This is a genomic window from Acinetobacter sp. TY2 (assembly GCF_046269225.1).
Classification (GTDB): domain Bacteria; phylum Pseudomonadota; class Gammaproteobacteria; order Pseudomonadales; family Moraxellaceae; genus Acinetobacter.
Window position 1 is genome coordinate 136,788 of record NZ_JBJZOR010000004.1, and the last position, 23,455, is coordinate 160,242.

A 23,455-nucleotide genomic window follows, 5' to 3' on the forward strand; every position below is an offset into this window, starting at 1 on the left:
ACCCGAAGGTGGTTGTGAATCTTTAGAAAAAGCTGTGGTCTTTTTCATAATATTGATCTGTGTAATTGACGCACTTTAAAGTGTTCGTTGTATCAGATTGTCGTGACATTTCAGACATGATAAATGCTGTGGTTGCCAGTTCTTCAGCAACAACAATCTGATAAGTCGTCTTAATAAATTTTCCCTCTTCAACAACAAGTGGCAAAAGCGGTGGACGAGTCAGAATCACTTGATCTGTAAATTCACCTGGTCGCACTTCAATAATATCGACAGTCGCATCTTTTATTTGCAATTGAATAAAATACTCATCTGTTTCAGTCATTTCAGTTTCTTGTGAAAGCGTTAAGACCAAGCCATCTACTGCGAGTACTTCACCATCTTGCGTTTTTAAGTTAGAGTTATCAGCGACTAAAATCTTGTTGTTCCTGCGTAGGATTTCAGACTCATCCATCGCTGTGAACTCACAAGATAAATACTGATACTTGATCTTATTCCATTCTCGCCAAGCTCTTGTTTTTGCTTGAGCATCATTTCGAATACCTGATGTTTTGATCTGCATCGTATTCAGCGGAAACTCAACATCAGATGCAATATAAGTCACTCTCGTGTCATCAATTGGGCTTGTATACTCAACCTCAACACCATCATAACCATCTTTATTGCCCGAACTTCGAGTACGCTTGCCCGATTTGATGACCTTATTTCGATGATTAAAAAGCAAGACCGCATTCTCTTGCGGTTTCTCAAAATCAATACGTAACTTACTGCCAAATCGATAGCCTTCACAAAACATTGAACTGGTGATCATTCCTGCCATTTCTTCAAATGACAAATTATTATCATCAATCGTATGTGTGAACCCTGTTGCATCAGTCGATCCAAAGTATTCACTCACCAACTTCTCTTCAGCAAGAATCTGATTAATATCAATTTCATTAATCGTTCTGCGTCCATTTTTAGCATCAAGCGCAAGATGAATCAGTGCTTGTGCACCTGATGTTGTTGCAGTTAAAGCGCCTTCGCCATTGTGTTTCAATTTCCGAATGAGATTAAAATTCAATTTTCTTGACTTCACAGACATTGCGCCATCAGTTCCAACCACTTTTGAACGCACCACTGTCCAATTTTCATAAGTGGCTTTTTGTGGTGTCATTGAAGCAAATACATCTTCAACTTTCACATCTGTCTGAACATTCGGCGCAATACGGACATTGGTTTTGCAAATACGGAAACGCACTCCCCCAATGATGGGAAGACTGAACGTAATTGTTTCACCAAATGGCACTTTTTCAGACTTACGATATTCTTTTGAATGTGTATAAACATTGCCAAATGGCACACCATCCACATCAACAGACTGATACTCAATAAGCGCTGTCTGCCAAGCTTCAGACACTCCACCCTTTGAAGTTTGTCGCCACAACCCATTTGGAAAAAATAAATTAAAGGTGATGCTTTCAGCATCGCGCATTAAAATCGTGTGCCAACCCACCCATTTATTAGTAATTTTATCTAAAGCAATATCAGCCGTTTGAGCAATCGTACTTTGGTTTGGCAGTCCGTTTAACTTTGCCCAATCCGAATTGACTAAACTTGGGTTTTTCAATTCAATCTGAGTTGTAGTCACTCGATCAATCGAATATGAGTCAGACAAGATAATACTGTTGGTGTTTTTATTTAATGTTACACCTGCATTAATGGTTTGATCATTTTTAATAAATTGCCAATTCGGATTTACGTTCAATGCATTGAGTAGACTGATCACATAGTGAAATCCATTTGCGGTTGTACTTTTAGAGACTCCGCTGACTTGGTATTGACCTGATACATCTTTATAGCTCACCTGCTCAGTCAATCCGACCATTGTTCGAATCTCAACAAGCGCACCTGTTAATAATAATCCCTGATAGTTATTCGGATTGAGTAAGTCCAAGTCTGATTCAATCACCACCGTTTTATTGGTTTTAATCATGACTTGACCCGACAAAACTGCATCCAAAATACCGAAATCAGCACCAATCAATTCAATATTGTCATCTTTCGCAAAGGTTTGAGTGAAGTCTATCGTCGAGCGTGATTTGATTAAATTTGGGTGCTCAAAATACAGATCAGATGACTCAATAAGCGTGTCGTTTGGTTCTTGTAGACTCTGCCCATTAATTGAATCTGAGTGACTGACAGCAAGCGGTAAATCAGTAAATGCTTCACCTGTGCTGTAAATTGTATTATTTGTATTGATCGCTACACCTGGATCAAACACAGCAACCGATGTGCCTGAAATATCTTCGACATCAGTTTCACCATCTCGACAGCGATGAATTTCAAAGTAGCCAACACCTATACACAGCAATTGGTATTCAATTTTTCGACCGTTTTCATAAACAAAATATGGATTTGCAATCAAGTCAGGTGTGGCGTTTGGGTTACCTAAAATCTCAGGAACACGCCCACCCAAGCGCACCTGATTCTGCCGATCCCCAAGTTCATTATTGGGGGATTCATTGGCCTGCGCTTTTATTTTAGGCATTGTTGCATAAGTATAAATACTAAATGCTGCTGTGATTGCCATTACAATCCATATGGCGATTGAGATCGGCTCATCTGGATAAATCACAACATAAAAGTCACCCTCTAGGCTTTGTAATTTCTGGATTGATCTTACAGTTGTTGGAGTTACATCGTTTTTGCGTGCAATAGTATTGTGATAAACGCGTGCTTTCTCTGGAAAGGTTTTGAATTCTTTCTGTAAATACTCACAAACATCATCCACTTCTGAATAGGTGTATTCATTTTTTTTGAATGGATCAGCAATAATAAAGACGCGGTTCATTGATAAAATCTCACATTACTGAATCCGATTCGGACATGTTCAAGTGGTGCATTTTGAGCACCTCGAAAACCCAAGTGCCAAATGCGATTGTTAAAAAAAAGCCCAACATGTGTTGAGCTTCTTTCATTTCTTGAGAAAAATACGATGCAGGGGCTGATTGGCTCAGTGATTTCTTTAAAGCCATTGCCTTTTTTTAAATGCTTTCGCATGCGCTTCGCTAAATCTTCCCCGGTAACCATCTTCCACGCTTCACAAGCAAACTCACTACATCCGTAATTTGGTTTATGTGTGCGTGACAATAAGCTTTCAAGATTCATTAGACACCTCTCAAACAGGGACAGTTTTCACGTGTGTAACGCTCGCCTGTCCCCACAGTATTGAGTTCTTCTGCTTTAGCATCAAAGGTTACAACACCATAATCATCACTATTCACATCTGTAATTTTCAGCGTTTCAAGCGTAATCATTGGGTAATTAAGATCATCATCACGATAGATCCGATACTTAAATGTTGCGGGTCTCAGGTAGTCAGATTGATTGACCGCATTTTTAAGCTCATCATCGTAATCATTAAAAGTGATACTTACTGCTTGATCTAAGTCAGCAGTGACATTTGATCGATCAACACGAAATGCAGCATATTCATAAAAGTATTCAATACCATCTTCATGCTTAACTGAAATACCCTCTTCATCACTATTCACAAATCTGAATACTTTTGTGAAGTCAGGGTGTGAAATTTCAATCACATGCAAATCAGCAATATCACCTGTTGCATCTAAGAAAAATGAAACTAAATCGCTCATACGCCCACCGCATTTGGCAACCAGATATTCGGGATTTTCTCAATACTGATGTAGCGATCTAATAGATGATTATTTCCAAGCAACACAAGCAGTAAGTCATTATCAATATTGCGTAACTTCGCTTGAACTTCAAAAGTTGTGGACACCTTAAAGATTGGTCCATCTTTTGAATCAAGGCGAAACTCAGAACGAAAAGCACATTTATATTCAGCAAGTTCAGCATCATCAATAATCAGCATGGCTAAAAATGGCATTGCAGGATTCATCGCCCAGACATTAAAAAAAGCTACGAGATAATCGTAGCCTTCTTTTTTAACAGTGAAATTCACACTGACAATATGCGAATTACGTTTTCGACTTTTTCGATAACGAGATGGTCCACCCTCCAATTCTTGCACAATCACATTATTGCCATGCGTAACTGTATAGCCCGACTGCTGAACACAGTAAGCGAGTTTATTCATTACCGTCTCCGTTGAGTATTAAAACCTCGACTAATGCCTTTGGACATTGAACTATTAGGGTTTTGTAGTGAATTATTGATAAATCCTTCGACTTCATCAATTGTGATGTAGGTTTTGCCGTCAGTGCCCTGCGTTGCTGAAACTTTCGTTGATGCGTTGTTGTTAATAACGATCTGAGCACCTTGTTGTTTGCTATTTGAAAGATAGTTCTTTAAATCAGCATTGGTTCGACTATCAACAACACGTTCACCCTTATCTAAAAGCCATGTTCCTTCTTTCGGTACATTATCAATACCGTCGTGTGCCATACCTTGAAGACTTACAGATGAGATGGTTGCAAGTGCTGGCATTAAAGCCGCCATTACGGTCATCCCCCCTGCAATTTTTTGAGGTAATGTCATTGCGCTTGGATCAGCAAATGCCTGAGTGTATGCGGTATGTGCGGCAAGAATAGAGGAAGCAATTGAAAAACCTTGCTGTAATGCAAACATCGTGCGATACATTGCAGATTGTTCACCTGCGCCATCTTTTGCAGACTGCGTAAGTTGTGAAAATGTTGTTTGCGCGTTAGAGAGAATGCCGCTCAATAGACTTAATTGCTCTTGCTGTTGAGATTTAGCCAAATCATTAACTTGTTCATTATATTGAATATCTAAAGCATTCTTTGCATACAGATACTCTTGATGTGCATCCAACAAAGCTTGATAACGATCATCATCATTTGTATAAACATCACTTGTTTTGATGTCCTGTTCAGTTGATATTAGCTGATCACGTAAAGCTAATTGTGAATTATCACGATCGTTTTTAAGAGACCAATTTGAATAATCTGATGGTGACATTGTTGCTTTAGCAAAAATATCATTTGAATTTATTCCAAGTGCTTTGATCTGATCTTGCATCGACTTCAAAGAATTGATTTGCTCGAATTGCTTTTGCTTTTCAACTTTTTTAAATTCGGCAACATCTTTTTCATAGACAATTCTTTGTAACTCAATGTATTTATTTCTATTCGTTTCATCAGAAATAAATGCAGACTGAATTTCCTTCAGAGATGCTGAATTTTCAGCTTCAATAGCCTCAAGCTCTGTCTGATATTTAACACTTACTTGTTTTTGAAGCTCCTTTAATTTCTCATCAAGAGCAAGTATGGCATCATTATACTCTTGACGAGCTTTCAAACCATCAACAGCACCACCACTAATAAATCCTGAATTAGCATCATCAGAACCATTTAAACCAACAAACCACTTGTCAACACGAGGTGCAAACTCTCTTACCTCTTTGTTTCTCAAGTCTGATCCATTCACTCTGCCGACCCTACCAAATAACTCCGACCCTGTTACACCTGCGTTATGGGATCGAATTGCCGCCTCCCAACTACCTAGCTTTTCATAAGCAATTGCAAGATTTTTTGCCACAACATCAGCAATAACAGGCAGGTTTTTGGAATCAGCAATGCTGATCTTATTATCCTTCCGGTAATCTTCAGTAGTTTGAAAATACCCAATCGCACCTGTTGGACTCAAAGCATCTTTATAGCCTTTTGACTCCTGTGCCATTAGCGCCGCCAACATATTTTTTGGCAATCCATATTTTGCACCAATGCCATTCAAGTCATTTTTTGCAGCTAAATCAGATACACGCTGAAGCATCTCTAACTCTTTTTGCGTATATTTATATTTTGCTTCAGCTGTTGCTTTTGCCGCTGATGCAACTTTCTTCTCTGCCTCCGCCTCATCTTCTTTCTTTTTGACAAGATCATCCAAGCCAGATACCACACCACTTGTCGCTGACCTGATTTCTACTAATTTTTTTGCTGCATTTGATGCTGATGAGTCCCATAAATTATTTAATCTGTCTGCTGAATCCATGACTGTTGAATGTAGATCCGCCTTGATATCTTGTGTGAGATTTCCAATCTCAACTCTAGCCTCATAAGCAGCCTTAACAATGCCAAGTGGATTCATCTCATACCAATCCATTTTGTCGTAGACTGCACCACCAATTGCAGCCAACCCACCTAGTGTTTTACCAACTAGCTTGAATGCTGTAACTGCACCAATTGCTATCGCAGCCAATCCTTTGAGAGTTTTTGCAACACCTTCAGCAACATTAGTAAATTGCTGACCCTGTTCTGACCCACCAAAAAAAGCTTCCGAAATATCAACAAAAGCAGGGATAACTGCCTGCATAAGTTGATTTTTTGCACCCTGCATTTGCAAATCAAGTAAATAAACCTGCTCTTTTAAAATTTTGGTTTGCTGAATCGTGTTATCAGACATGATGATGCCAGCTCGCTCTGCTGCATCACCATAAATTTTTGCTGCCTCCCCACCATTTGCAAACAAGGGAATCAGATTTGTTAAATCAGACCCCATACTCTCCAAATAAAAAGACATTTGTTGATGACTTACACCCGCTTCTTCTAGTTTATCAATGTAAAGTTGTAATGCTTGAGGGCCTGAGAGTTTTTGCATTTGCAAAATTAGCTTTTTCGCACCCTGAGCACCACCTTCTGTTTTCATTGCAATTTGTTCAAAAAAATCAATTCCTGCACCACTACCAAGTGTGGTTAATTCACCTAATTTTTCATTAAAATCCTTTAGCTGATCTGCAAGTTGCTCTTGCTCAACACCATAAGCTGCAGCACCTGCTGCTAATTTTTGAAATTCTTGAGTGGTTGCATTACTTCGAAATGCCATACGTTCAAGTTCAGTCGCTTGGTCAATATACTCAGAAGTTAGCGCTGCCAACCCCAATGCTGCAGCACCTGCAGCAGCAACTACAGCGGTGCCATAATTATTAATATGATTTCTCATATTCCCAAAACTAGTATTTGATTGATTCTCAGCTTGCTGAATTGGGCCGACAAAGTTGCCAATTCTTGCAATCAAATCAAGTGTTAAGCTGCCGAGTTTTGATGCCATATGCTTTTCCTTAGGCATTAAAAAACCGCCTTTCGGCGGTCTTGATTATTTAGTTTATTTACTCATGCAAATCTGATAATAGTGTTTTGCATACTGCTCTGCAGTGGAATCCAATAATTCATCTTGAAATTGCTTTGGGTGTCTAAAAACCTCATGAATAATAGCTTCCTCAAGGCGCTTTGCGGGCTCTTTATCATTATCAATCAATTGCAACATACGCTCTTTATCAATACCTCTTTGTCTTGCATTCATTGCGGATTTTGCAAACACAGAAAGACTCTCACATACTTTCTGATGTTGATCAGTATCCAGAGCCCAAGAGTTTGAGACCAACATTAATGTAAAAATGAATAATAAATTTTTCATTAAATTAGCTCCCTTACATTATTAATTGCTAGTTTTACACCATATTGACCAACACTATCTCCATCATCCCAGCCACCATCAATAACAGCAGGTATAGACTTATTAATATTTCTTCCTGCACAGCCTTGAGCATCACTCTTAGATAAGTAACCAACTAAAAGACCATTAATTTCTACCTTTACAGCATTTTTATCAAATTTATTTGTTGGTTCTGATGTTACTTTTGCTGTGCATTGATGAAACTTAGATGATTCTTTTTTAGGTCCCGCAATTGTTTTTAAGTTATTTTGATAAGCAGCTTCACCCACAATATTGAAGTTATAGTTATTGTTTATGTTTCCTGACACAACATTATTTTGCTTATTTTTCGATATAATAAATACTGTCAAGGCGCACAATACTAAAACGAACACTACTATCCACATACCCCACCCCAAGTATTAAATTTAGAACAAGATACTAATTTACGGATAAAAAAACCACTCAAAGGTGGTTTTCTAAGCTACCTGCATTACAGCGAGTATTTGAGACATTAAATATGAATGAAAATGTTTTCTTTACATTCTCAAACTTTCACACTCACCCTATCAAAAGAAAGTAGATAATTATCATCTATTTTTTAGATAAAAAGAAACCAAACTAGATTGATTTCTTTTGTATCGCTTTCGTTCGTTCTTCTTCAAAAGAGGTTTCTGGCGCAACTTCATGTAACATAAAGTCGTACACATCAACATCCTTTCGGATTGTTAGAGCAACATAATCAGCATGAAGTCGTCCTACAACCTGCTCTAATCTTCTGCCAAGAAATAAAGAACCATACTTTTGACGGTAGGCCCTCCAAACACTCAACTCAGGATAAGAAATATTAGCTTGAGCCTCTGCTATTGTTCTTCCTCCGATTCCGTTGATGACGAGCTCACACCAGAACTCGTTGTCTGGGCTGAGACCCAATTCTTTCCCGCAAAATCTAAAACCTCATCTGCTGCACGATACATTGCATCAATAACCTCGGTTGAGACTGTTCCTGTATCGGTTATTTTGTGGAAAAATTTTGACTTTTCATCCTCATAAACCAATTGAAATAACATGCCTTTACGCAAGTGATCCATGGTTAGCTTTGATTTTTCAATACCCCACACATCTGTTGCGTGAGCAATATCATCGTGAGGCACAATCTTAATAAAGATTTCACCCTCAAACTCTTGACCATCAGCACCACGAAACTTAATTGTTTTTTCAACAAAAGTGCCAATACCCAATTGTTTCCTGGTAGTTTTTAAAGTTAATTTAGCCATTATCCCACCTTAAATTCTTCAATTACTTCAGTTTGGCGTTTCATAGGAATTGTATGATTGACCATTGCGTCAACAGCAAACACTGGTGAACCTTTACGTAAAATTGCTGTAAAATACGACCACGTACGTGTTTCTGGTAAGTCAATCTCACCTGTTACCAATGTAGGTTCAGCAATACCATCAGACCAACCAACACAAACCTTAACTTCATCTTTTCCTGCAGCTAATTTAAGTAATGTCATGTGCGATAGGTTTTTAGGATCTGTATCAATTTGAATTGAACCTTCACCTGGAGTACTCAAGCCATATTCAGAAGTTTTGGTACTCGTTTCTTGCAAACAGGTTGTATCAACTTCTGTCGCACTATCATCCCCAAGTACTAAAGCTTTAATACAGCCCATTTTGGTTAGAATAGGTACTGTGCCGTGGACAATCCATACATCGGTACCATTAGATAAAACGCCTTTTTTCGCCATGAGTAGCTACTCCTCAATTTTTTGGCATAAAAAAACCACCTTTCGGTGGCATGTAAAAATGTTTAATTAGTAATTCAAAAGTCTGACCAAAAGCTCATATCCCAACCTCGGCCATACAACTTCGTTTCAGTATCTTCACTATCAGGATGCTTGCCCTGGTAAAAAAATCCTGCATTTTCCAAAACTTTAATCGCTCGTAAACGAACGGCTTCGGCTTCTTTAATATTGTTGTGCCAGACGACCAACTGATACTGATTGTTTTCATTTACAGCACCACAATCCAAGGTGTGCTCTGGATCAGAACCAATGCCCTGAAATACAAGATATGGAACAGGCGTTTTTAGTGGAGCTGTATTTGGAAAAATACGCCCACCAAGTTGTAGACCTAAGACTGAATCAGCTTTAAGCGCTCTTGAAATTTCAACTGTCATCAAGCTAATTCCTTATCAATTTCAGTATTAAAGACCTGAGCAAACTTATCAGTAACTTGTTGGATGTTTCGAGCCAATGCAGGACGCATAAATGGCACTGCAATATTGTTAGCAGAACCAAACTCAACCCAACGCCAATGTCGTGTATCACCGCCACTTAATTTAGGCGGATTTTTATTTGAAAATGACGCACCACCACGAACACCAACCCGCATTACAATTACATTTGAATCGCGCGACCTACCTGCGGCAACAGAAATATTTTTAAAGATCTTTTCTGCTGTTTCAGGATCATCAATCGTCTTGGCATTCACTCGCGCTGCATCACGGACAATATTCATTGCTTGGCGTGCTGCTTTGCGTGCAATCGACTTGGCTTTTTTTGGATTACGAAGCCTATCCATTTTCTGCTTAAACTGATCCATGCCTGTCATTCTAAATTCTACCGACATAAATCCACCTAAACGTGCTCAGTGCCTTGCGATAATAAAAAGGTGACATACTCATAGCCTGTATTGGCATCCTCCAATGCCTGACTATCAATGCCATAAACTTTATCTTTGTAGATAATGCGCATTTCAGTGGTTATGTCTTCGCGGTACCGCATCTTTAAACGTGCAACGACTTTAGATTGATTCGCTTGAGCGGCAATTAAATCTTTGCCTGATAAGTGCGTTACTTTGGCCCATAGTTTTTTATATTCAGTCCAAATGGGTTCAATTGGATAATTATCCTCATCCCGATTGGGTCCCATAACTTGTACTGTAATACGGTGGCGAAGCTCATTAGCAAGAGAATTCATAAATCACCTAAATAACAGTTGGAGTACGATATGGATAAAGCAGAGCACGTACAGGTGCAGGCAAATAATTATCTGTTATCACTGATTCTTTGTTTGGCTCCCGATCTGTATCAAACATGCCCACCATTAATAAAACAGATTGTTTAAAAACATCAGGGTACTCATTATTTTCAAATGTATCTGTCACATAAGTTAAAACCGCATTTTCAGCGGCTTTAATATAAATACTTAGGTTTGGGTCATTGTCGTCGCTGTCATAGCGCAAATGTTCTTTAACCTCATCAAGGGTAACAATACTCATGAATCACCCCATTCTTTCGCACAAAGTTTAAAACTTTCATGATTAAATTCGCCCTGATAATCCGATTTACAGTACCAAAGAGATCCATTTCGAGTCACCATTTCCCCCTTTTTATACTGCTTTCTTAGGTCAAATACACCACGATAAACATCTAAGAATGCTTTTTCAGCATCATTTTTAGATGGTAATTCTGGTGGTTTTGAACTGGCACCAGTGCTAAATGGATCCTCTTTCTGATCACGCTTAGATAATGCTTCCAGCGAAAAATTTTGCTGTTGAAGATAGACTGTATCTCCGCCTACAACAGGTAGTAACCCAATCTGTTCACGCGCCTCGTTCGGCTTCATGATTCCAGCACCTACACCCTCTTTTAAGCGCGCCATTTGTGACGTTGAATCCATGCGAATCAAAACATTGATGTCCAGAAAGGCTTCAACACCACTCACATTCAAATCCAATCCATCATCCAATAGATTTTCACGCGCTTCGATTGGGCTTTGCAAACAATCAGAATAGTAAATTTCATTTAAATCTGAAACCTTACCTGCTGGTATTGACCCCAACCCAACTTTAAACAATGGAACATGAAAAACCGAACAAATAATTTCAGCAGTCATTTTTAATTGCTCAATGAGTTGAGCATCTGCCGCATTTACAGTAATTGCGCTAAATGTCAGGCCATCACCAAGAATGGCAGTTTTTCCCACATTGTTACCCGAATAATTCGCATTCCAGTTCGCCTGTGCAGCCTCTGCTTTTTCTTTCGAAATTGGACCAGGGGCAGTTAACACACCAGATGGTCGACTATTATTTTTGAAAAGATTGCGTGAATGCTTTTGTATCTCAATCCCCTGACCTGCTGCTAATGAGCACGCCATAATTGGAGTTAAACCAACCAATGGATGGTAAAAGCAGTTAATACGGTCATGGATTATTTCAGAAGCTGGTATTGTTACTGATTCTGTCTGTGTTAAACGATCATTGCCCAGTTGGTAAAATACATTCCCTTTATCATCAATTAAAGGCTTACACATATCTGGATTTAAGATGACTAACTCTGTAACTTCACCAAAAATATCACGGCGCTTCAAAACATAAGTATTCCCACGAAGCAAAAGTGAAGTAGTCCAGTTTTCACTAAACTGTTGCCAAATCTGAAAACGGTTAGGTTTTTTTAAAACTCGAAATTTACTAGGAATTTCAGCATTCACTAAAACCCCTTTTTCACGTTTCTTTAATTGAATCGGCATCTTTCCAATATCTTGAGAAATTAGAGAGACACAAGCAAAAACAGCATGATGTGCCGTAACATCCTCACGAGTTAATTCATCGTTCTTTTGCCATGCACCAGAATATGGCTCATGCACAAACATCGAGTGCCATCCACCACCTGAATGAACACCTTGAAGCGATTTTTTCTTAAATAAATTGCCAAAAATGCCCATTATTTACCGCCTTATTTTGCTTTACTTACACGTTTTTGCTTGGGTTTAATTGGTTGTATATCCTGAACCGATTCCTTGGTAGCAACCTCTGAATCAACACAGATTTTATTAAGCTCAACCAAATGACCAAAATTATCGACAACCGGTGTGCCATTTAAATTTTTCAGGAATTCAATTGATGATTCACCATCCATAGGCTCTGCAAACTTCAATTTAATTAGAATTTTTGCCTGCAGATCTGGAGCTTCTGCAATATCACCAGGCATTCCCTGAGGTGCCTGTTTTACATATTTAATTTTCATAGACTGTTCTCATAGCTAAACAATTGTGATGCTTAGATATAAAAACAGCCCCAATAAAGGAGCTATTTTAACTAAATGAAATATTGAATTAAGTGTATTGAATATAAGCTGCTGCAATTGGGCGGCGCTTTGCCCATGTGATGAATTTCTCTACACGAATAGCAAATTTGTTTTCTTGCCATAAGTTGTGAGTGGTTACCCCATCAGTCAAAGTGGCTTGGTCACTATATGCAACCTCTACACCACCATCTTGAGCAACAAGGATTTCATTCATTTTCACAAGTTCAATTCGATCACTAACTGCTTGCGAAGTAATGACTGGAATGCCCAGTAAAGATCGTGCTGCACCAGCAAAACTCATACCTGCAAAGTAAGTACTGCCCAAAGCATCTCGTAGTAAAGCAAGCTGCATTGCTCGTGTTTCGCTCATTAACCAATATGCATTGTCAGTACTCAAGTTTGCTTCAACAAACTTTGTAATTAATGTCATTAAGTCGGTTTCATATGCTTCAGCCGTTATGCCCGTAGAAGGTACAGCTACAACCCCATTTAAAATACCTGCAGGAGTTACATCAGTTTGAGCCTGAGTTCCAAGGAATGTTGCATCAATCAACTCTTTTGAAGCCGAAATTAAGTCATTTAACACCAACTGATCTACTGCTGGATCTGATCGACGAAGCAATTCTTGGGTATAAACAGTGATAGCAGCTAATTTATGCTCTTTGATTTCAACGCTATCAAAGGTTGGATTAGTTAATGGTTTTTTAGCACCTTCACCCACCCAAGATGCTGTACCACCAGAAGCTTGACCATTAATTTTCACATTAAATGGAACAGTACGATAACCACTTAACTTATCAAAAATTGTTGCATTGCGAAGCAATTCTAGAAAATCGCCTTTGTATGTATCTTGCTGAACAAGTGGTGCAGCAAAACCAGCATCAGTTGTTGTTCCTAAAACCGCTTTTTCAATGTATTGAACAGTGTCTTGACCAAATCCTAATTGCTTGGCAGCATCAACAACTGTTAATAAGTTACCCTGCTTTTGCACATGGCATGCCAGCATTTTCGCACGAACAAATTGTGTAAAACCAATACCCTTTGGTAAATTTGATTCAGTGGTAATTACTGACTTTTCTTTCTTGCCACCTTGGTCTTTTGCACCACCTTCATTTTCGCCATTGGGCTCAATACCTGTTTCTTCTGCATGCTTTGCAGCTTCAATTTGCTTTTTGACCCGTTCGATATTTTTTTCAATCGCTTCGATTTCTTTTTCAACGGATTGAATCGATGCTTCGGTTTCTTCATCCGGCGTAGACCCGCCATCTAAAGACTTTGTGATGTGACCTTGAAGCTCTAAGTTTTTTTTAGCCAACGCATCAAGCAACTGTTTTAAATATTTATTCATACCAATTTCACTCCACCCTTTGTTGGGCTATTTAATTTGACTACAACATGTTTTTGTTCAGATGAATCGCCATCTGGAACGGTCTGAGGTTTTTCACCCAACGCGGCTTTGTGTTCCTCAAATGCTTTTGAAAATTCTGTTTCTGATTCGCGGTTACACGGAATGGTGACTAACGAAAGTTCGTACCATTCCCATGAGTTGAACTGGATGCCACCACCTTTAATCATTTCTGCTTCATCCCAATTCGGGATAAAACCCACAGATAAACCTTTAACTAATTTGTACTTCAATGATTGATATGCTTTATCCACTTCGCGTTTTAGGTCGCCATCTTCCTCAATCTCAGGAATATGAATCTCAACCTCAATCCCATTTTCTGTAACTTTGGCACTTGTGACATGTCCGATGGCTGAACGCGGGTCATGGTGAAAAAGTAATGGCATAGGCAGATTAAAATCTGCGCCTTTTGGCACCATCACATCCTTGGCGCGATCCTGTTTTGGTGTGCTTGCAACCCCTTTAAAGGTTCGCTTTTGCTCATCAAGGCTCTTAATTTCGACAGAGCCAAAGGTTTTATGTAGAGCGGACATAAGGCTCTCCTCAAAATGTAAAAACCGCCAATTAAGGCGGTTATATGAAATGTATTTCGTAATCTTTATTTATAGGTTCAGGGTTTAAACTCATCAAAGCCACAGCATTAAATGTCGCAATTAATGGATCAATTTTTGCGGTACCTGATTCCTGCTTTGAAATCATCATGCCCTTGCCCTTCATTACTATTCGAGCATTACCGGCACACCAGGTCATTAATTCTTGCCCTGCATGATACAAATTGCCTTCTGCTAATTTCCGCTCAGTGGTTTGAATGTACCCAGCAAGCTTGTAGCCCTGTGCAACTGCAATCATCTGCTCTTGTGGGATACCAACAGCAAGCAAGCCATCTAAAAGACCGCCAAGCCCCAAAGGATCCAAGCCAATCTTATCGAGCTTGCCCGAGTCATAAACTTGCTTTGCAAATTGTGCAAGTTCATCAATATCAGGTCCCACTGAATCTACAATTGTTAAGCTTTTTTCTTTTTCGAAGTCTAAATACTTGGGTGCATTCTCTTTTCGTCGCTCTAAAGCAATTCGTATGCACCAAGCATGATTCCAAAGCCACCATTTACGGCTTTTTGCATGCCGACCAAGTACTGCAAACCCGAGTAAATCATCAAGACCGCCACCATCAATACCTGCAGTGATCACATCTGATTGATCAATTAATTTGGATAATGTGAATTCTTTAGATTGTTGCAGCCAATATTCAGCACCTGCCCAACGGTTCGCCCTTAAATTCATGCCAATTTCGACATTTAAATGCTTGGCCAAGAAGTCTCTTAACGATTCTTCACCAGCATCTCGAACTTTATTGAACTCAGAAATCAAATAATCGAGGTCAACTGAAGCGCCAAGGTTTGGATTTGTGATGTAGAAGTTTTCAGTTTTGAGGTGTTCACCTGCTTCTATTAGCTTTTTCGGAAATTCATAGATTAAAGGTAAGAATCCTTTGTCTATTTTGATTCCATCACGAACATCGCGAGCATAATCTAGAAGTTGCTTAAACACACCGCAAGGCACTTCATCTGACATGGTTGAAAGATAAATTACACATCCTTCAGGTCGAGATGCTAAACCACCTTTTGCCTCACGAAACATTGATTCAGCATTTGAACGCTTACCAAAAAGCCAAACCTCATCGATGAGAATAATTGAAGCTTTTTTACCTGCAGCAGCATTGCTTTCTGCTGCAATCACTTTCAAAGTGGCATTAGTACCGAGGTTTGTAACTGTTTTTGTATGCTCGGATACGTTAAACATCTCCTGAAGCTCAGGATCTGCTGCAATAAAGTCACGAATTGGATTAAATGAATTGTCAGCAACTTCTTTTGTTGGTGCGAGAATAATTAATTCAGCTGACAACCGATCATTTAAGATCAGAGCCACCATCATTATTCCCGCAGCAATCGTAGATTTAGTGTTTTTTTTAGAGATCAGTAAAAAGAATTCACGAATTAAGCGCTTCTTTTCTACTGGATCATAAGCACCAAAAATAGCTGCAACGAAATCTAATACCCATGGCAATGTAACTTCACCCATTTTTGGGCTATCCATCACATCGACCAAAATCAATTCATTAAAAATTCTTAATGCGATTCGTGCCACTTCAGGAAAAAGTGGTTCACATGGCATTAACGATTGTTTTGCAACAATACGCTCCTCCCAGTCTGGGCGAGCGGTCGTCCATTCTGGGAGCATTGCTGACATAGTTTCAACTTCTCAATTGGGATCCAAGTGTTCCAAACTTACCGCCACCTTTGGCAGCATTTTGGGCTTCTTCAGCCTTGGTTTGTTTTTTGCCCTTATCTGCAACTTTACCGTGCACATAAGGCAAGGCAGCTTTTGCACATGCAACTCTTAATTCTTCATCTTGCCCTTTATCCATCCAGACAGACTTTAAGTATTCAAGCGGATCTTCATGTGAACCAATAGCGATTTCATCACGACCTATAAATTCACTTCTCGGTTGCTCATGTCTCGGTTCAGCAACCTGAACTTCAACAATCTCAGCTTTAACTTCAACCTTTAACTTTTCACCGCCTTGCTTTAACTTTTTATCAGCCTTTAACTTTTCAATATATGCCAATATTTCAGGATTTTTAGCAAGTCTTGTGCCCGCCTGTGATGCTGTTTTTTCTTCATAACCTGCTGTAATTGCAGAATCTTTATTGCTCATACCATCAACTACAGCATGAGCAAATTTTCTCATTTTTGGAGTTAATGCCATAACAATACCTTTAACATTTCGCTTTAACATTTGCTAAAAAAGGAAATTTTTTTATACGTGAGATGGAGGGTGGTGTCCGTGGGCTTGAGCTTTTGAACTTTTTGCCTCCCCCCTCCCTACGCAATCAATTGATAATAATTATCAATTACATTTGACTTTCTGTAATGGTTTTCTTTAGATGGCACGGCGGACACAAGCTCTGTAAGTTTGATTCATCATCGGTACCGCCTTGAGCAATATTAATAATGTGATCAAGCTCAAGGCTCATTGTGACCAAGCCACAATGTTTGCAGGTGTATAAATCACGGAGGTGAATCTTTGCTTTCAATCGTCGCCAAGGTCGACCACCACGACCTGAACCCCAATTCTTCTTTGGTTCCATTGATTGCTTTGGTTTAACCACTTGAAGTCTAGGTTGAAGTCTTTGAAGTTTCATTTTTAACAAACTCAACTGTGACATTACCACGCAATAAGCGCGTATATTTTTCACCCTTACGTCTATCTTTCTTGGTTAAACGACGATGAGGCATAAAGCAAACCAAACCCTGCTCCACATTAGCCCACTTCACCATGTTAATACGATTCCCATTTACATATACATGTCTACCGCCTCTACCATCATTCGCACAATGAAAGGTATTAAGGTCTCGTAACATCGCTCGACGCTTATCAGCTTCGGCTCTACTAATAATTGATGCCATATCTAACCATCCAAATACTCATGACCGCTTGCTTCTTCCTGATCTTCGAGTATTAACAACAACTCGTTGATCTGGTTGCTCTGCACTACTAAGTGATTGATCAGCTGATTGTTCTGTTGAATCACTTGACTGTTCTGTTTGACTAACTCGCCCACTAAGTCGAGCAATTGCACTTGAGATTGATTGCATTGATTTGTCATACATATCCTTTATTTTCTTTCCACGTTCTTCACATGAGGTACAACTCATTGGCTTATTCCTTCCATACGGTTACTTTGATTTCACTGAGTAAGTGATGTGGCTGATCTATTGACGAAACATCTACAAACACCAAATCAACATCCTGAATTACCAAACCTGTCTCAGCCTCAAGCAATCGCTTACGGCTGGTTATATCTCTATGTAAGTCACGCTTAAATGCATTCAGCTTTTCTTGATCTTCTTCACTCACGGCGACCACCGTCCCTTATGTATCTAAATGTTTTTGAACGACTTCATCAATTTCTTGTGCGCGGTCTTGAAGTGCTTCTTTCGTATCGTTTGGTATACGTGGATCAAAGCACATGCCTCGCATAAAGTTTGCAGTCGACTCAAGTTGCTCTAATAGTTTTTCTGGGTTCATAGTTAACTCTGCCTACTACACATAATTGATTGCGTTTAGAATTTTGTTCTTTCCATCATCATTCACTTCACCGTTCAGCGAGTGCCCCGACTCCAAGTAAACATGGAATGTGTGAATGTGTTGGCTGTAATCTTTCTTGCCTGTCCATTCAAAAATGACTGCCTCTGCCTTAGCAGGATTAAGAGTCATGAATATAAATAAATTTTATTAAATCATTTTAATTTTACTATTAATACAACTATTCCACTTAAAGTGTGAAATCAATTAACAAAAAAAGCCCACCTTTTCTATGAGCAAAAAAATACCCACTCTTTGGAAATGGGTATATAAAATGTAACTTTAAACTGTGTGGTCAAACCGTAATACGACCAGTATATAAAAACTATACCTTAGTTAGCAGAATATTGCTAACTTTAATTTTTTACTTCTTTATGAGTTTCCTTACGGTATTTTTCTACTGCCTCTGAAGCACATTTAATAGATGTCTCTAAAGCAATAACCATCAAGTTTTCATATTGCTTCCATGTTTGACGATAGGCGTTTACTGGCATTTGAAATAATTTTATACCTGCGTAATACAAACGACCTTGTGGAGTAAAATTGCCCTCAAGCTCTGGATTAATTGAGAAGTCAATTACCATACGAGCTATCAACCAAGATAAATGATAAATGGCGATATGTTCAGGCTCGCGTTTCTTATCCTCAACCGCCCCATTCATCATAATTTTAGCTAAATGATTTCGGATATATTCATAGTCACTTTTGGCGTGTTCACCATAAATAATGAGTGAAGTCACTGACTTTTCTAATTGGGTTTCCATGCTTGCAATAGCACCTAAGCGATCCTGATAATCCAATGGCTTTACTCCTGTGCTATGCCCTTCGTCACCAAACTGAGGCGACTTTGCTGTAATGCCTTTCGTCAACCACTCGAATTGTTCAAATTTTTCAGCTACTGCATTCATCAATAATCCCCTAAGCCTTCCAATAACGTTTAAATACCAACATAGCCGCATCACGCGCATGCTCATTCGTTCGACCAGTCCAACCAGTCATGCGTGTAAAATCTATTGCCTTCTTTTTTGTTGCGTTTGCAGCTGGGTGAATCATCTTGTGATTAATACCCTGCTCTTTACACCAATCTTCCCAAATCTGCGCATCACGTTTCACCGACCCAACACCTTGAGCCTTTTCACGACCACCTGTAAACCAAGTGCGTTTACGTGCATCTTCGATATAAAGCATGATGTCGTTAAGATCATGCTCATCTTCATATTCCAAAACACATTGCATGGCTTGAGTAATACTGAGGCTTTCTACCTTTTGAAGCACACCACCTTCGCCATGATCGAATGCCACGGCGAATCCTGTGTGAACTCCTGTATCGATGCCGATAAGGATTTTCAAAGTACAAACTCCTTATCACCTTTGCACCAACACACATAAGCGATCTGAACAGTTAAGTTGCGATATCCAACACCCACATCAAAATCAAAGATTCGATCACCGTGCATGTATCTTTGCTGTGAGTAGAATGACTGAGCCTTAAAGAATGCTTCAAATGCTTTGCGTTCATTTTGTATTGTATTTTCAGTCATGATTGCCTCGCCCAAACTCAGTAATTTCCTTTTTCATATCATCAATGCTGATTAAATGATTTATGTATTCAATAAATCCTGAATTCTCCTCCCAAATACCATCATCCTCACAAGTCATGTGATTAATAAGATGACTCTTTTTCGGCTCACCCATAGCAATCTGTAGATGTTCTTGATCTATATCTTTCACATAAACATCGTTATCAAAGTGATAAAATTCAGCATCAGCGGGTAAAGTGTTGAGTGCTATAACCAATTGTTTAAAGCGCAGAAGTTGATTCACTGCCTCAACTACTTGATCACATGTCCATGTGCTTCTTACAGATAATCCATTCACACCATGAAGCTTTCCTTGAATCCTTCTCATGGATTTTTCATAACGATCCTTACGAACAACTTCACCCGATCCATCGAATTCAAGGTCTTCAAGCTTTGCGTCACGGAACTGAGGCATTCTCAAATCTATTTCAGTTACTTGATCTTTATTACCCATGCTCACCCACCCGATCGATTACTGTTTTGATGGCTTTCAACGTCATATCCTGATCACGGCAATCACGTAATAGATCAGCAATCATTGAAACTTTAAATTTGTACTTTTCAGCCGTTTTTTCAGCAACTTTCTGCTTACGATCAATTCCTGTGTTGAATGCAATTAATTCATTGTGTTCTTGCTTGATCCCGATATAACACTGCTCCATGTTGGTCAGTTGAGCTTTGAGATCTGCGACTTGATCCTGTTGTTCCTGCATCTTCCCGATATAGCGCTGATTCATTGTTTCAAGATGATCAATCTCGGCTTGTTGAAAATCCCAAGCCATTTTTGAAACCTTGTGCTCATTACCAAGGAAGTAAACTGTTTTCCCATTTTCATTCAGGCTTTCAAACCACTTCTCATGTTCACTCATCGCTCAATCACCTGCGTCAAAGGGCTAACGTGATTACGGATATCGCTGCAGTTATCAGTGAAGTGGGAGAGATTGTCGGTACCGTGGTTGGCAATGGAGGTGCGGAGGTCATCCAATGATCTTCTGTGTTGCTTCATGTACGAGTTATACAAAACAGGTGTCCACCATTTGTAATGTTGTTTCCATAGCTCACAACGTTCACCAACTGTTTTGTAGTAAGAAAGTGATGCCCAAACCGAATACTCATTTGCCCCATCAGGCGCACCATCAACAATCGCACGGCACTTCTCAATGCCTAATTCTTGAATTAAGTTCATGCTGCACCACCAATATATTTCAAAGCAAAATTAGAACTTTCAGGCTCATTCATCACGGCGCACAATGCGATCAAGGCGATGATGCAGATCCGGAAAAGGTTTTTATTGTTCATACCGCACCACCAACACGTTTAAATGATTTTCCAACCGTTGCTAGCAATTCGGTCGGACAGGGAATACAAGCACGATTACGCTCATTGTTATCAATTTGCTTTAAGGACTTAGGTTTTACCCACATCTCTTGCGTCATGCCTTTTGCTTTTGCTCGATTTAGGTAATCCATATAAATATCTTTAAAAGCAAAATGAGCTGATTTTTGACCCTCCGCGGTTAAAACATGTCGAACTTCATCAAGTACCCGCTTGGTCAATGTCGTAATCTTTGTCTGCGGATCTGACTCAAACTGCATTGCTTTTGCCCAAGCCATGTCAGCAGTCCACCAATCACCACCCTGTTCGCACCAACTGCGGAATTTTGGTAATGATGGGCACCACTCCTCAGAATTCATTCGAACGATGCCACGCGCGATATCAGCGTGATTTAGACCGCTTAAAACTGTGCATGCGAGCTGTGTTAATTCAGAATCCCCATAACCTGAATATTTTTTCGTAAATTCAGCGCCGTGAAGATCAGCGATACGGTTTAAAACTAACTGAGCAACTTCAATTGGGAAATTCACTGCAAACGCATTTTTGAATAAATCGATATTGCTCATTAAACTTGACCTCCCACTGTGCGCATTTGATTCTGATCTGCTTGGTTGCCAAATCGACGGCGCTCCACAGGCTGTTGGTTTTGGTTTGTAGGAAATTGTGGTTTTGGTTGGTAAACACCTTGGTGATTTCCAATAATTGCGTTTTCCAAAGATTGATTTGCAAATGGACCAAATCCGATAAGTTTATTCAGAATCAGCTTCACGGCGTTTTCAGTCAGAGGTTTTTTCATTGCTTGACGCATTTCAACAAACTGAATCCACAAATCACGATTTACAGTCCCTGGTAACTCAATCGGTTTTGCATCGAAAGAACTTGGTTTTTCAGAAGGTCCTGATTTAGGTTTTTCAGCCTTAGGTTGTTCAGAAGCACTCTTACTTTTTTTATTTATTTTTTTATTTTGAATAGTGTCTTTTGATAGTGTCTTTTGTGTGTAAAGAATTTTTACTAGCAGTGGTAAAGATTCTTTACTAGCGTAGTTAAAAATTTTTACTAGCAGTGGTAAAGATTTTTTACTAGTACTATCGGTATTTTCACCTAGTAAAATATTTTTACTAGGAAATTTCATCATCCAACCAAGGTTAGTTTCATCACCTAATTTGTATGTATTTCCATAAATTGTACTCGGCATTTCAACCAACAAACCAATATTGATTAGTTCATTTTTTGCTTTGATTACAGTTGGGCGACTCTTACCTGTGATTGCCTCTAGCTGGCTTAATGAAATGGAATCCATCTCTTTGTTCCAGCCACGAGTTTTACGGCACACAACAAGATAAATTTTGCACGCTGCATCTGAAATTTGATTTAGAACGTCATCAACGAACGCATTCGGAACTTGAAAACTGTTAGGAGTAAATTGGCTCATTTATTTAATAACCCCGCAGCAGCAACGAGTGCTGTTAATCTTGTTAATCCATATGCAGTAATACGAGCTTGAGTGAAAACCTTATCGCCCTCATGGCATGCAACAACCTGTGAAACCTTGTTTACCATTACCTTCTGTTCCACACGTTGCGCATAAGCACATAAACGTCGGTGACGGCTGTTTTCTCGATATACCCAATGCTTCTTCAACATAAAATCAATGAGCTTTGATTCTTGAACGCCTATGGTCTTTGCTGAATCTCGAATTGAATATGTATTTACCGTGTCTGCAATAACATCCATTACTTGCGCCTTGGGCTCTAACACGGCGACATGATCTTTGAGCGCCTGGTTTTCTTGTTCAGCAGCTAAAGCCAATTGAATTAGATCCATTCGACTAAGCTCTACAGGCTTGGCAATTTGGCTTTCAAGCTCATACCAACGCTTCACCAATAGCGCCGTGAATTGAGGGCAAAGTTGTGCAACAACGGTAATGCTGTCTAATTTCCCTTGATCACCACTAAAAACGTATGCATCAGAAAAACGATTAGGACTAAGTGATTGTTTGTTTTCAACTTTCGCCAATGGCGGTAATTGAATTACACTCTTACTAGCTAAACGCTCAATTGAAAGCTTCACATTCCGAGGCTCTGTATCAACAATTTGAGCAATTTCAATATGATTAATTGAACCTTTAATTGCATGTGTTATAATCGGCATATTCATTAAGACTCACCTCTAAATTGAATAACTAAAGCCTGAGTTCTGACCTCAGGCTTTTTCTTTGTCTGAATTAATGTGAATCCCTTCCAATCCCTCTGAATCCCATACCTCTGTACTTAAATCCCGTATCAACCCTGTTAATCCCAAGCGCTCGAATGATTTTGCTTGTAAATTAAGGACATGCCACTCACCAACGATTTCTTTTTCGATAAGAAATGCTAAATAAGAGGCAACATCTTTACCTTTTAACGAGGCAAGTGTTTTAGCTCGCTCATGGATTTCAGGAGATAAACGAACATGTGTAGATTTTTTATCAAGACTCATTTA

At 39.2% G+C, this 23,455-nt stretch carries 34 protein-coding genes; all 34 read right to left on the reverse strand.

The features are described 5' to 3' along the window. Positions 1 to 22: 22 nt before the first annotated feature. Positions 23 to 2,830, reverse strand: coding sequence for a host specificity factor TipJ family phage tail protein (locus ACK1JC_RS03765; RefSeq protein WP_409510515.1), 2,808 nt, complete (start codon positions 2,828 to 2,830; stop codon positions 23 to 25). Further along, positions 2,827 to 3,147, reverse strand: a complete 321-nt coding sequence (locus ACK1JC_RS03770; RefSeq protein ID WP_409510516.1) for a hypothetical protein — start codon at positions 3,145 to 3,147, stop codon at positions 2,827 to 2,829. The genes ACK1JC_RS03765 and ACK1JC_RS03770 overlap by 4 nt, the downstream gene beginning before the upstream one ends. After that, on the reverse strand, positions 3,147 to 3,635 hold the full coding sequence (locus ACK1JC_RS03775) for a DUF1833 family protein (RefSeq protein WP_409510517.1): 489 nt from the start codon (positions 3,633 to 3,635) through the stop codon (positions 3,147 to 3,149). Before ACK1JC_RS03775 ends, ACK1JC_RS03770 begins: the two co-directional genes overlap by 1 nt. Next, a complete protein-coding gene (locus tag ACK1JC_RS03780) occupies positions 3,632 to 4,099 on the reverse strand; it encodes a hypothetical protein (protein WP_409510518.1) in 468 nt (155 codons plus the stop codon). The genes ACK1JC_RS03775 and ACK1JC_RS03780 overlap by 4 nt, the downstream gene beginning before the upstream one ends. Continuing rightward, the gene (locus tag ACK1JC_RS03785) at positions 4,099 to 7,029 is read right to left on the reverse strand and encodes a transglycosylase SLT domain-containing protein (protein WP_409510519.1); all 2,931 of its coding nucleotides are present in this window, start codon (positions 7,027 to 7,029) and stop codon (positions 4,099 to 4,101) included. Before ACK1JC_RS03785 ends, ACK1JC_RS03780 begins: the two co-directional genes overlap by 1 nt. A gap of 54 nt (positions 7,030 to 7,083) precedes the next feature. Further along, a complete protein-coding gene (locus tag ACK1JC_RS03790; protein WP_409510520.1) occupies positions 7,084 to 7,395 on the reverse strand; it encodes a hypothetical protein in 312 nt (103 codons plus the stop codon). Next, positions 7,395 to 7,820, reverse strand: a complete 426-nt coding sequence (locus ACK1JC_RS03795) for a hypothetical protein (protein WP_409510521.1) — start codon at positions 7,818 to 7,820, stop codon at positions 7,395 to 7,397. Before ACK1JC_RS03795 ends, ACK1JC_RS03790 begins: the two co-directional genes overlap by 1 nt. Positions 7,821 to 8,276: 456 nt before the next feature. Beyond that, a complete protein-coding gene (locus tag ACK1JC_RS03800) occupies positions 8,277 to 8,690 on the reverse strand; it encodes a hypothetical protein (protein ID WP_409510522.1) in 414 nt (137 codons plus the stop codon). Then, positions 8,690 to 9,166: a phage tail tube protein gene (locus ACK1JC_RS03805; protein WP_409510523.1), complete on the reverse strand. Its 477-nt coding sequence runs from the start codon at positions 9,164 to 9,166 to the stop codon at positions 8,690 to 8,692. Before ACK1JC_RS03805 ends, ACK1JC_RS03800 begins: the two co-directional genes overlap by 1 nt. Before the next feature lie 74 nt (positions 9,167 to 9,240). Further along, positions 9,241 to 9,597: a DUF3168 domain-containing protein gene (locus tag ACK1JC_RS03810; protein WP_409510524.1), complete on the reverse strand. Its 357-nt coding sequence runs from the start codon at positions 9,595 to 9,597 to the stop codon at positions 9,241 to 9,243. Next, positions 9,597 to 10,049 (reverse strand): HK97-gp10 family putative phage morphogenesis protein, encoded by a 453-nt coding sequence (locus tag ACK1JC_RS03815; protein WP_409510525.1) that lies wholly within the window; start codon positions 10,047 to 10,049, stop codon positions 9,597 to 9,599. The genes ACK1JC_RS03810 and ACK1JC_RS03815 overlap by 1 nt, the downstream gene beginning before the upstream one ends. Before the next feature lie 8 nt (positions 10,050 to 10,057). After that, positions 10,058 to 10,399 (reverse strand): phage head closure protein, encoded by a 342-nt coding sequence (locus ACK1JC_RS03820; RefSeq protein ID WP_409510526.1) that lies wholly within the window; start codon positions 10,397 to 10,399, stop codon positions 10,058 to 10,060. Between the two features lie 7 nt (positions 10,400 to 10,406). Continuing rightward, a complete protein-coding gene (locus ACK1JC_RS03825) occupies positions 10,407 to 10,700 on the reverse strand; it encodes a head-tail connector protein (protein ID WP_409510527.1) in 294 nt (97 codons plus the stop codon). Continuing rightward, positions 10,697 to 12,145 carry a phage portal protein gene (locus ACK1JC_RS03830; protein WP_409510528.1) on the reverse strand — a complete coding sequence of 483 codons (1,449 nt, stop codon included), beginning with the start codon at positions 12,143 to 12,145 and terminating at the stop codon, positions 10,697 to 10,699. The genes ACK1JC_RS03825 and ACK1JC_RS03830 overlap by 4 nt, the downstream gene beginning before the upstream one ends. 11 nt (positions 12,146 to 12,156) lie before the next feature. Continuing rightward, a complete protein-coding gene (locus ACK1JC_RS03835) occupies positions 12,157 to 12,447 on the reverse strand; it encodes a hypothetical protein (protein ID WP_409510529.1) in 291 nt (96 codons plus the stop codon). Positions 12,448 to 12,535: 88 nt separating this feature from the next. Further along, entirely contained in the window at positions 12,536 to 13,855 is a 1,320-nt protein-coding gene (locus tag ACK1JC_RS03840; protein WP_409510530.1) for a phage major capsid protein, read from the reverse strand. Beyond that, positions 13,852 to 14,445: an HK97 family phage prohead protease gene (locus ACK1JC_RS03845; protein WP_409510531.1), complete on the reverse strand. Its 594-nt coding sequence runs from the start codon at positions 14,443 to 14,445 to the stop codon at positions 13,852 to 13,854. The genes ACK1JC_RS03840 and ACK1JC_RS03845 overlap by 4 nt, the downstream gene beginning before the upstream one ends. Before the next feature lie 40 nt (positions 14,446 to 14,485). After that, positions 14,486 to 16,159 (reverse strand): terminase large subunit, encoded by a 1,674-nt coding sequence (locus tag ACK1JC_RS03850; protein ID WP_409510532.1) that lies wholly within the window; start codon positions 16,157 to 16,159, stop codon positions 14,486 to 14,488. Between the two features lie 4 nt (positions 16,160 to 16,163). After that, entirely contained in the window at positions 16,164 to 16,679 is a 516-nt protein-coding gene (locus tag ACK1JC_RS03855; protein WP_409510533.1) for a terminase small subunit, read from the reverse strand. A gap of 145 nt (positions 16,680 to 16,824) precedes the next feature. After that, positions 16,825 to 17,115, reverse strand: coding sequence for an HNH endonuclease (locus tag ACK1JC_RS03860; protein ID WP_409510534.1), 291 nt, complete (start codon positions 17,113 to 17,115; stop codon positions 16,825 to 16,827). After that, the gene (locus ACK1JC_RS03865) at positions 17,090 to 17,251 is read right to left on the reverse strand and encodes a hypothetical protein (protein ID WP_409510535.1); all 162 of its coding nucleotides are present in this window, start codon (positions 17,249 to 17,251) and stop codon (positions 17,090 to 17,092) included. Before ACK1JC_RS03865 ends, ACK1JC_RS03860 begins: the two co-directional genes overlap by 26 nt. Before the next feature lie 131 nt (positions 17,252 to 17,382). Beyond that, positions 17,383 to 17,580 (reverse strand): hypothetical protein, encoded by a 198-nt coding sequence (locus tag ACK1JC_RS03870; protein ID WP_409510536.1) that lies wholly within the window; start codon positions 17,578 to 17,580, stop codon positions 17,383 to 17,385. Between the two features lie 53 nt (positions 17,581 to 17,633). Then, a complete protein-coding gene (locus ACK1JC_RS03875; RefSeq protein ID WP_409510537.1) occupies positions 17,634 to 17,840 on the reverse strand; it encodes a hypothetical protein in 207 nt (68 codons plus the stop codon). A gap of 6 nt (positions 17,841 to 17,846) precedes the next feature. Then, the gene (locus tag ACK1JC_RS03880) at positions 17,847 to 18,002 is read right to left on the reverse strand and encodes a hypothetical protein (protein WP_409510538.1); all 156 of its coding nucleotides are present in this window, start codon (positions 18,000 to 18,002) and stop codon (positions 17,847 to 17,849) included. A gap of 413 nt (positions 18,003 to 18,415) precedes the next feature. Then, entirely contained in the window at positions 18,416 to 18,967 is a 552-nt protein-coding gene (locus ACK1JC_RS03885) for a hypothetical protein (RefSeq protein WP_409510539.1), read from the reverse strand. A gap of 10 nt (positions 18,968 to 18,977) precedes the next feature. Next, complete coding sequence (locus ACK1JC_RS03890; RefSeq protein ID WP_409510540.1) at positions 18,978 to 19,409, reverse strand: hypothetical protein; 432 nt, start codon at positions 19,407 to 19,409, stop codon at positions 18,978 to 18,980. Beyond that, positions 19,406 to 19,600, reverse strand: coding sequence for a hypothetical protein (locus ACK1JC_RS03895; RefSeq protein ID WP_409510541.1), 195 nt, complete (start codon positions 19,598 to 19,600; stop codon positions 19,406 to 19,408). The genes ACK1JC_RS03890 and ACK1JC_RS03895 overlap by 4 nt, the downstream gene beginning before the upstream one ends. Then, complete coding sequence (locus tag ACK1JC_RS03900; RefSeq protein WP_409510542.1) at positions 19,593 to 20,093, reverse strand: hypothetical protein; 501 nt, start codon at positions 20,091 to 20,093, stop codon at positions 19,593 to 19,595. Before ACK1JC_RS03900 ends, ACK1JC_RS03895 begins: the two co-directional genes overlap by 8 nt. Beyond that, positions 20,086 to 20,508: a hypothetical protein gene (locus tag ACK1JC_RS03905; RefSeq protein WP_409510543.1), complete on the reverse strand. Its 423-nt coding sequence runs from the start codon at positions 20,506 to 20,508 to the stop codon at positions 20,086 to 20,088. The genes ACK1JC_RS03900 and ACK1JC_RS03905 overlap by 8 nt, the downstream gene beginning before the upstream one ends. Further along, the gene (locus ACK1JC_RS03910) at positions 20,505 to 20,825 is read right to left on the reverse strand and encodes a hypothetical protein (RefSeq protein ID WP_409510544.1); all 321 of its coding nucleotides are present in this window, start codon (positions 20,823 to 20,825) and stop codon (positions 20,505 to 20,507) included. Before ACK1JC_RS03910 ends, ACK1JC_RS03905 begins: the two co-directional genes overlap by 4 nt. A 109-nt stretch (positions 20,826 to 20,934) precedes the next feature. Continuing rightward, positions 20,935 to 21,540, reverse strand: coding sequence for a restriction endonuclease (locus tag ACK1JC_RS03915; RefSeq protein WP_409510545.1), 606 nt, complete (start codon positions 21,538 to 21,540; stop codon positions 20,935 to 20,937). Further along, positions 21,540 to 22,406, reverse strand: coding sequence for a replication protein (locus ACK1JC_RS03920; protein ID WP_409510546.1), 867 nt, complete (start codon positions 22,404 to 22,406; stop codon positions 21,540 to 21,542). Before ACK1JC_RS03920 ends, ACK1JC_RS03915 begins: the two co-directional genes overlap by 1 nt. Beyond that, the gene (locus ACK1JC_RS03925; RefSeq protein WP_409510547.1) at positions 22,403 to 23,131 is read right to left on the reverse strand and encodes a phage antirepressor KilAC domain-containing protein; all 729 of its coding nucleotides are present in this window, start codon (positions 23,129 to 23,131) and stop codon (positions 22,403 to 22,405) included. The genes ACK1JC_RS03920 and ACK1JC_RS03925 overlap by 4 nt, the downstream gene beginning before the upstream one ends. A 45-nt stretch (positions 23,132 to 23,176) precedes the next feature. After that, complete coding sequence (locus ACK1JC_RS03930; protein WP_409510548.1) at positions 23,177 to 23,452, reverse strand: hypothetical protein; 276 nt, start codon at positions 23,450 to 23,452, stop codon at positions 23,177 to 23,179. Positions 23,453 to 23,455: the final 3 nt, after the last annotated feature.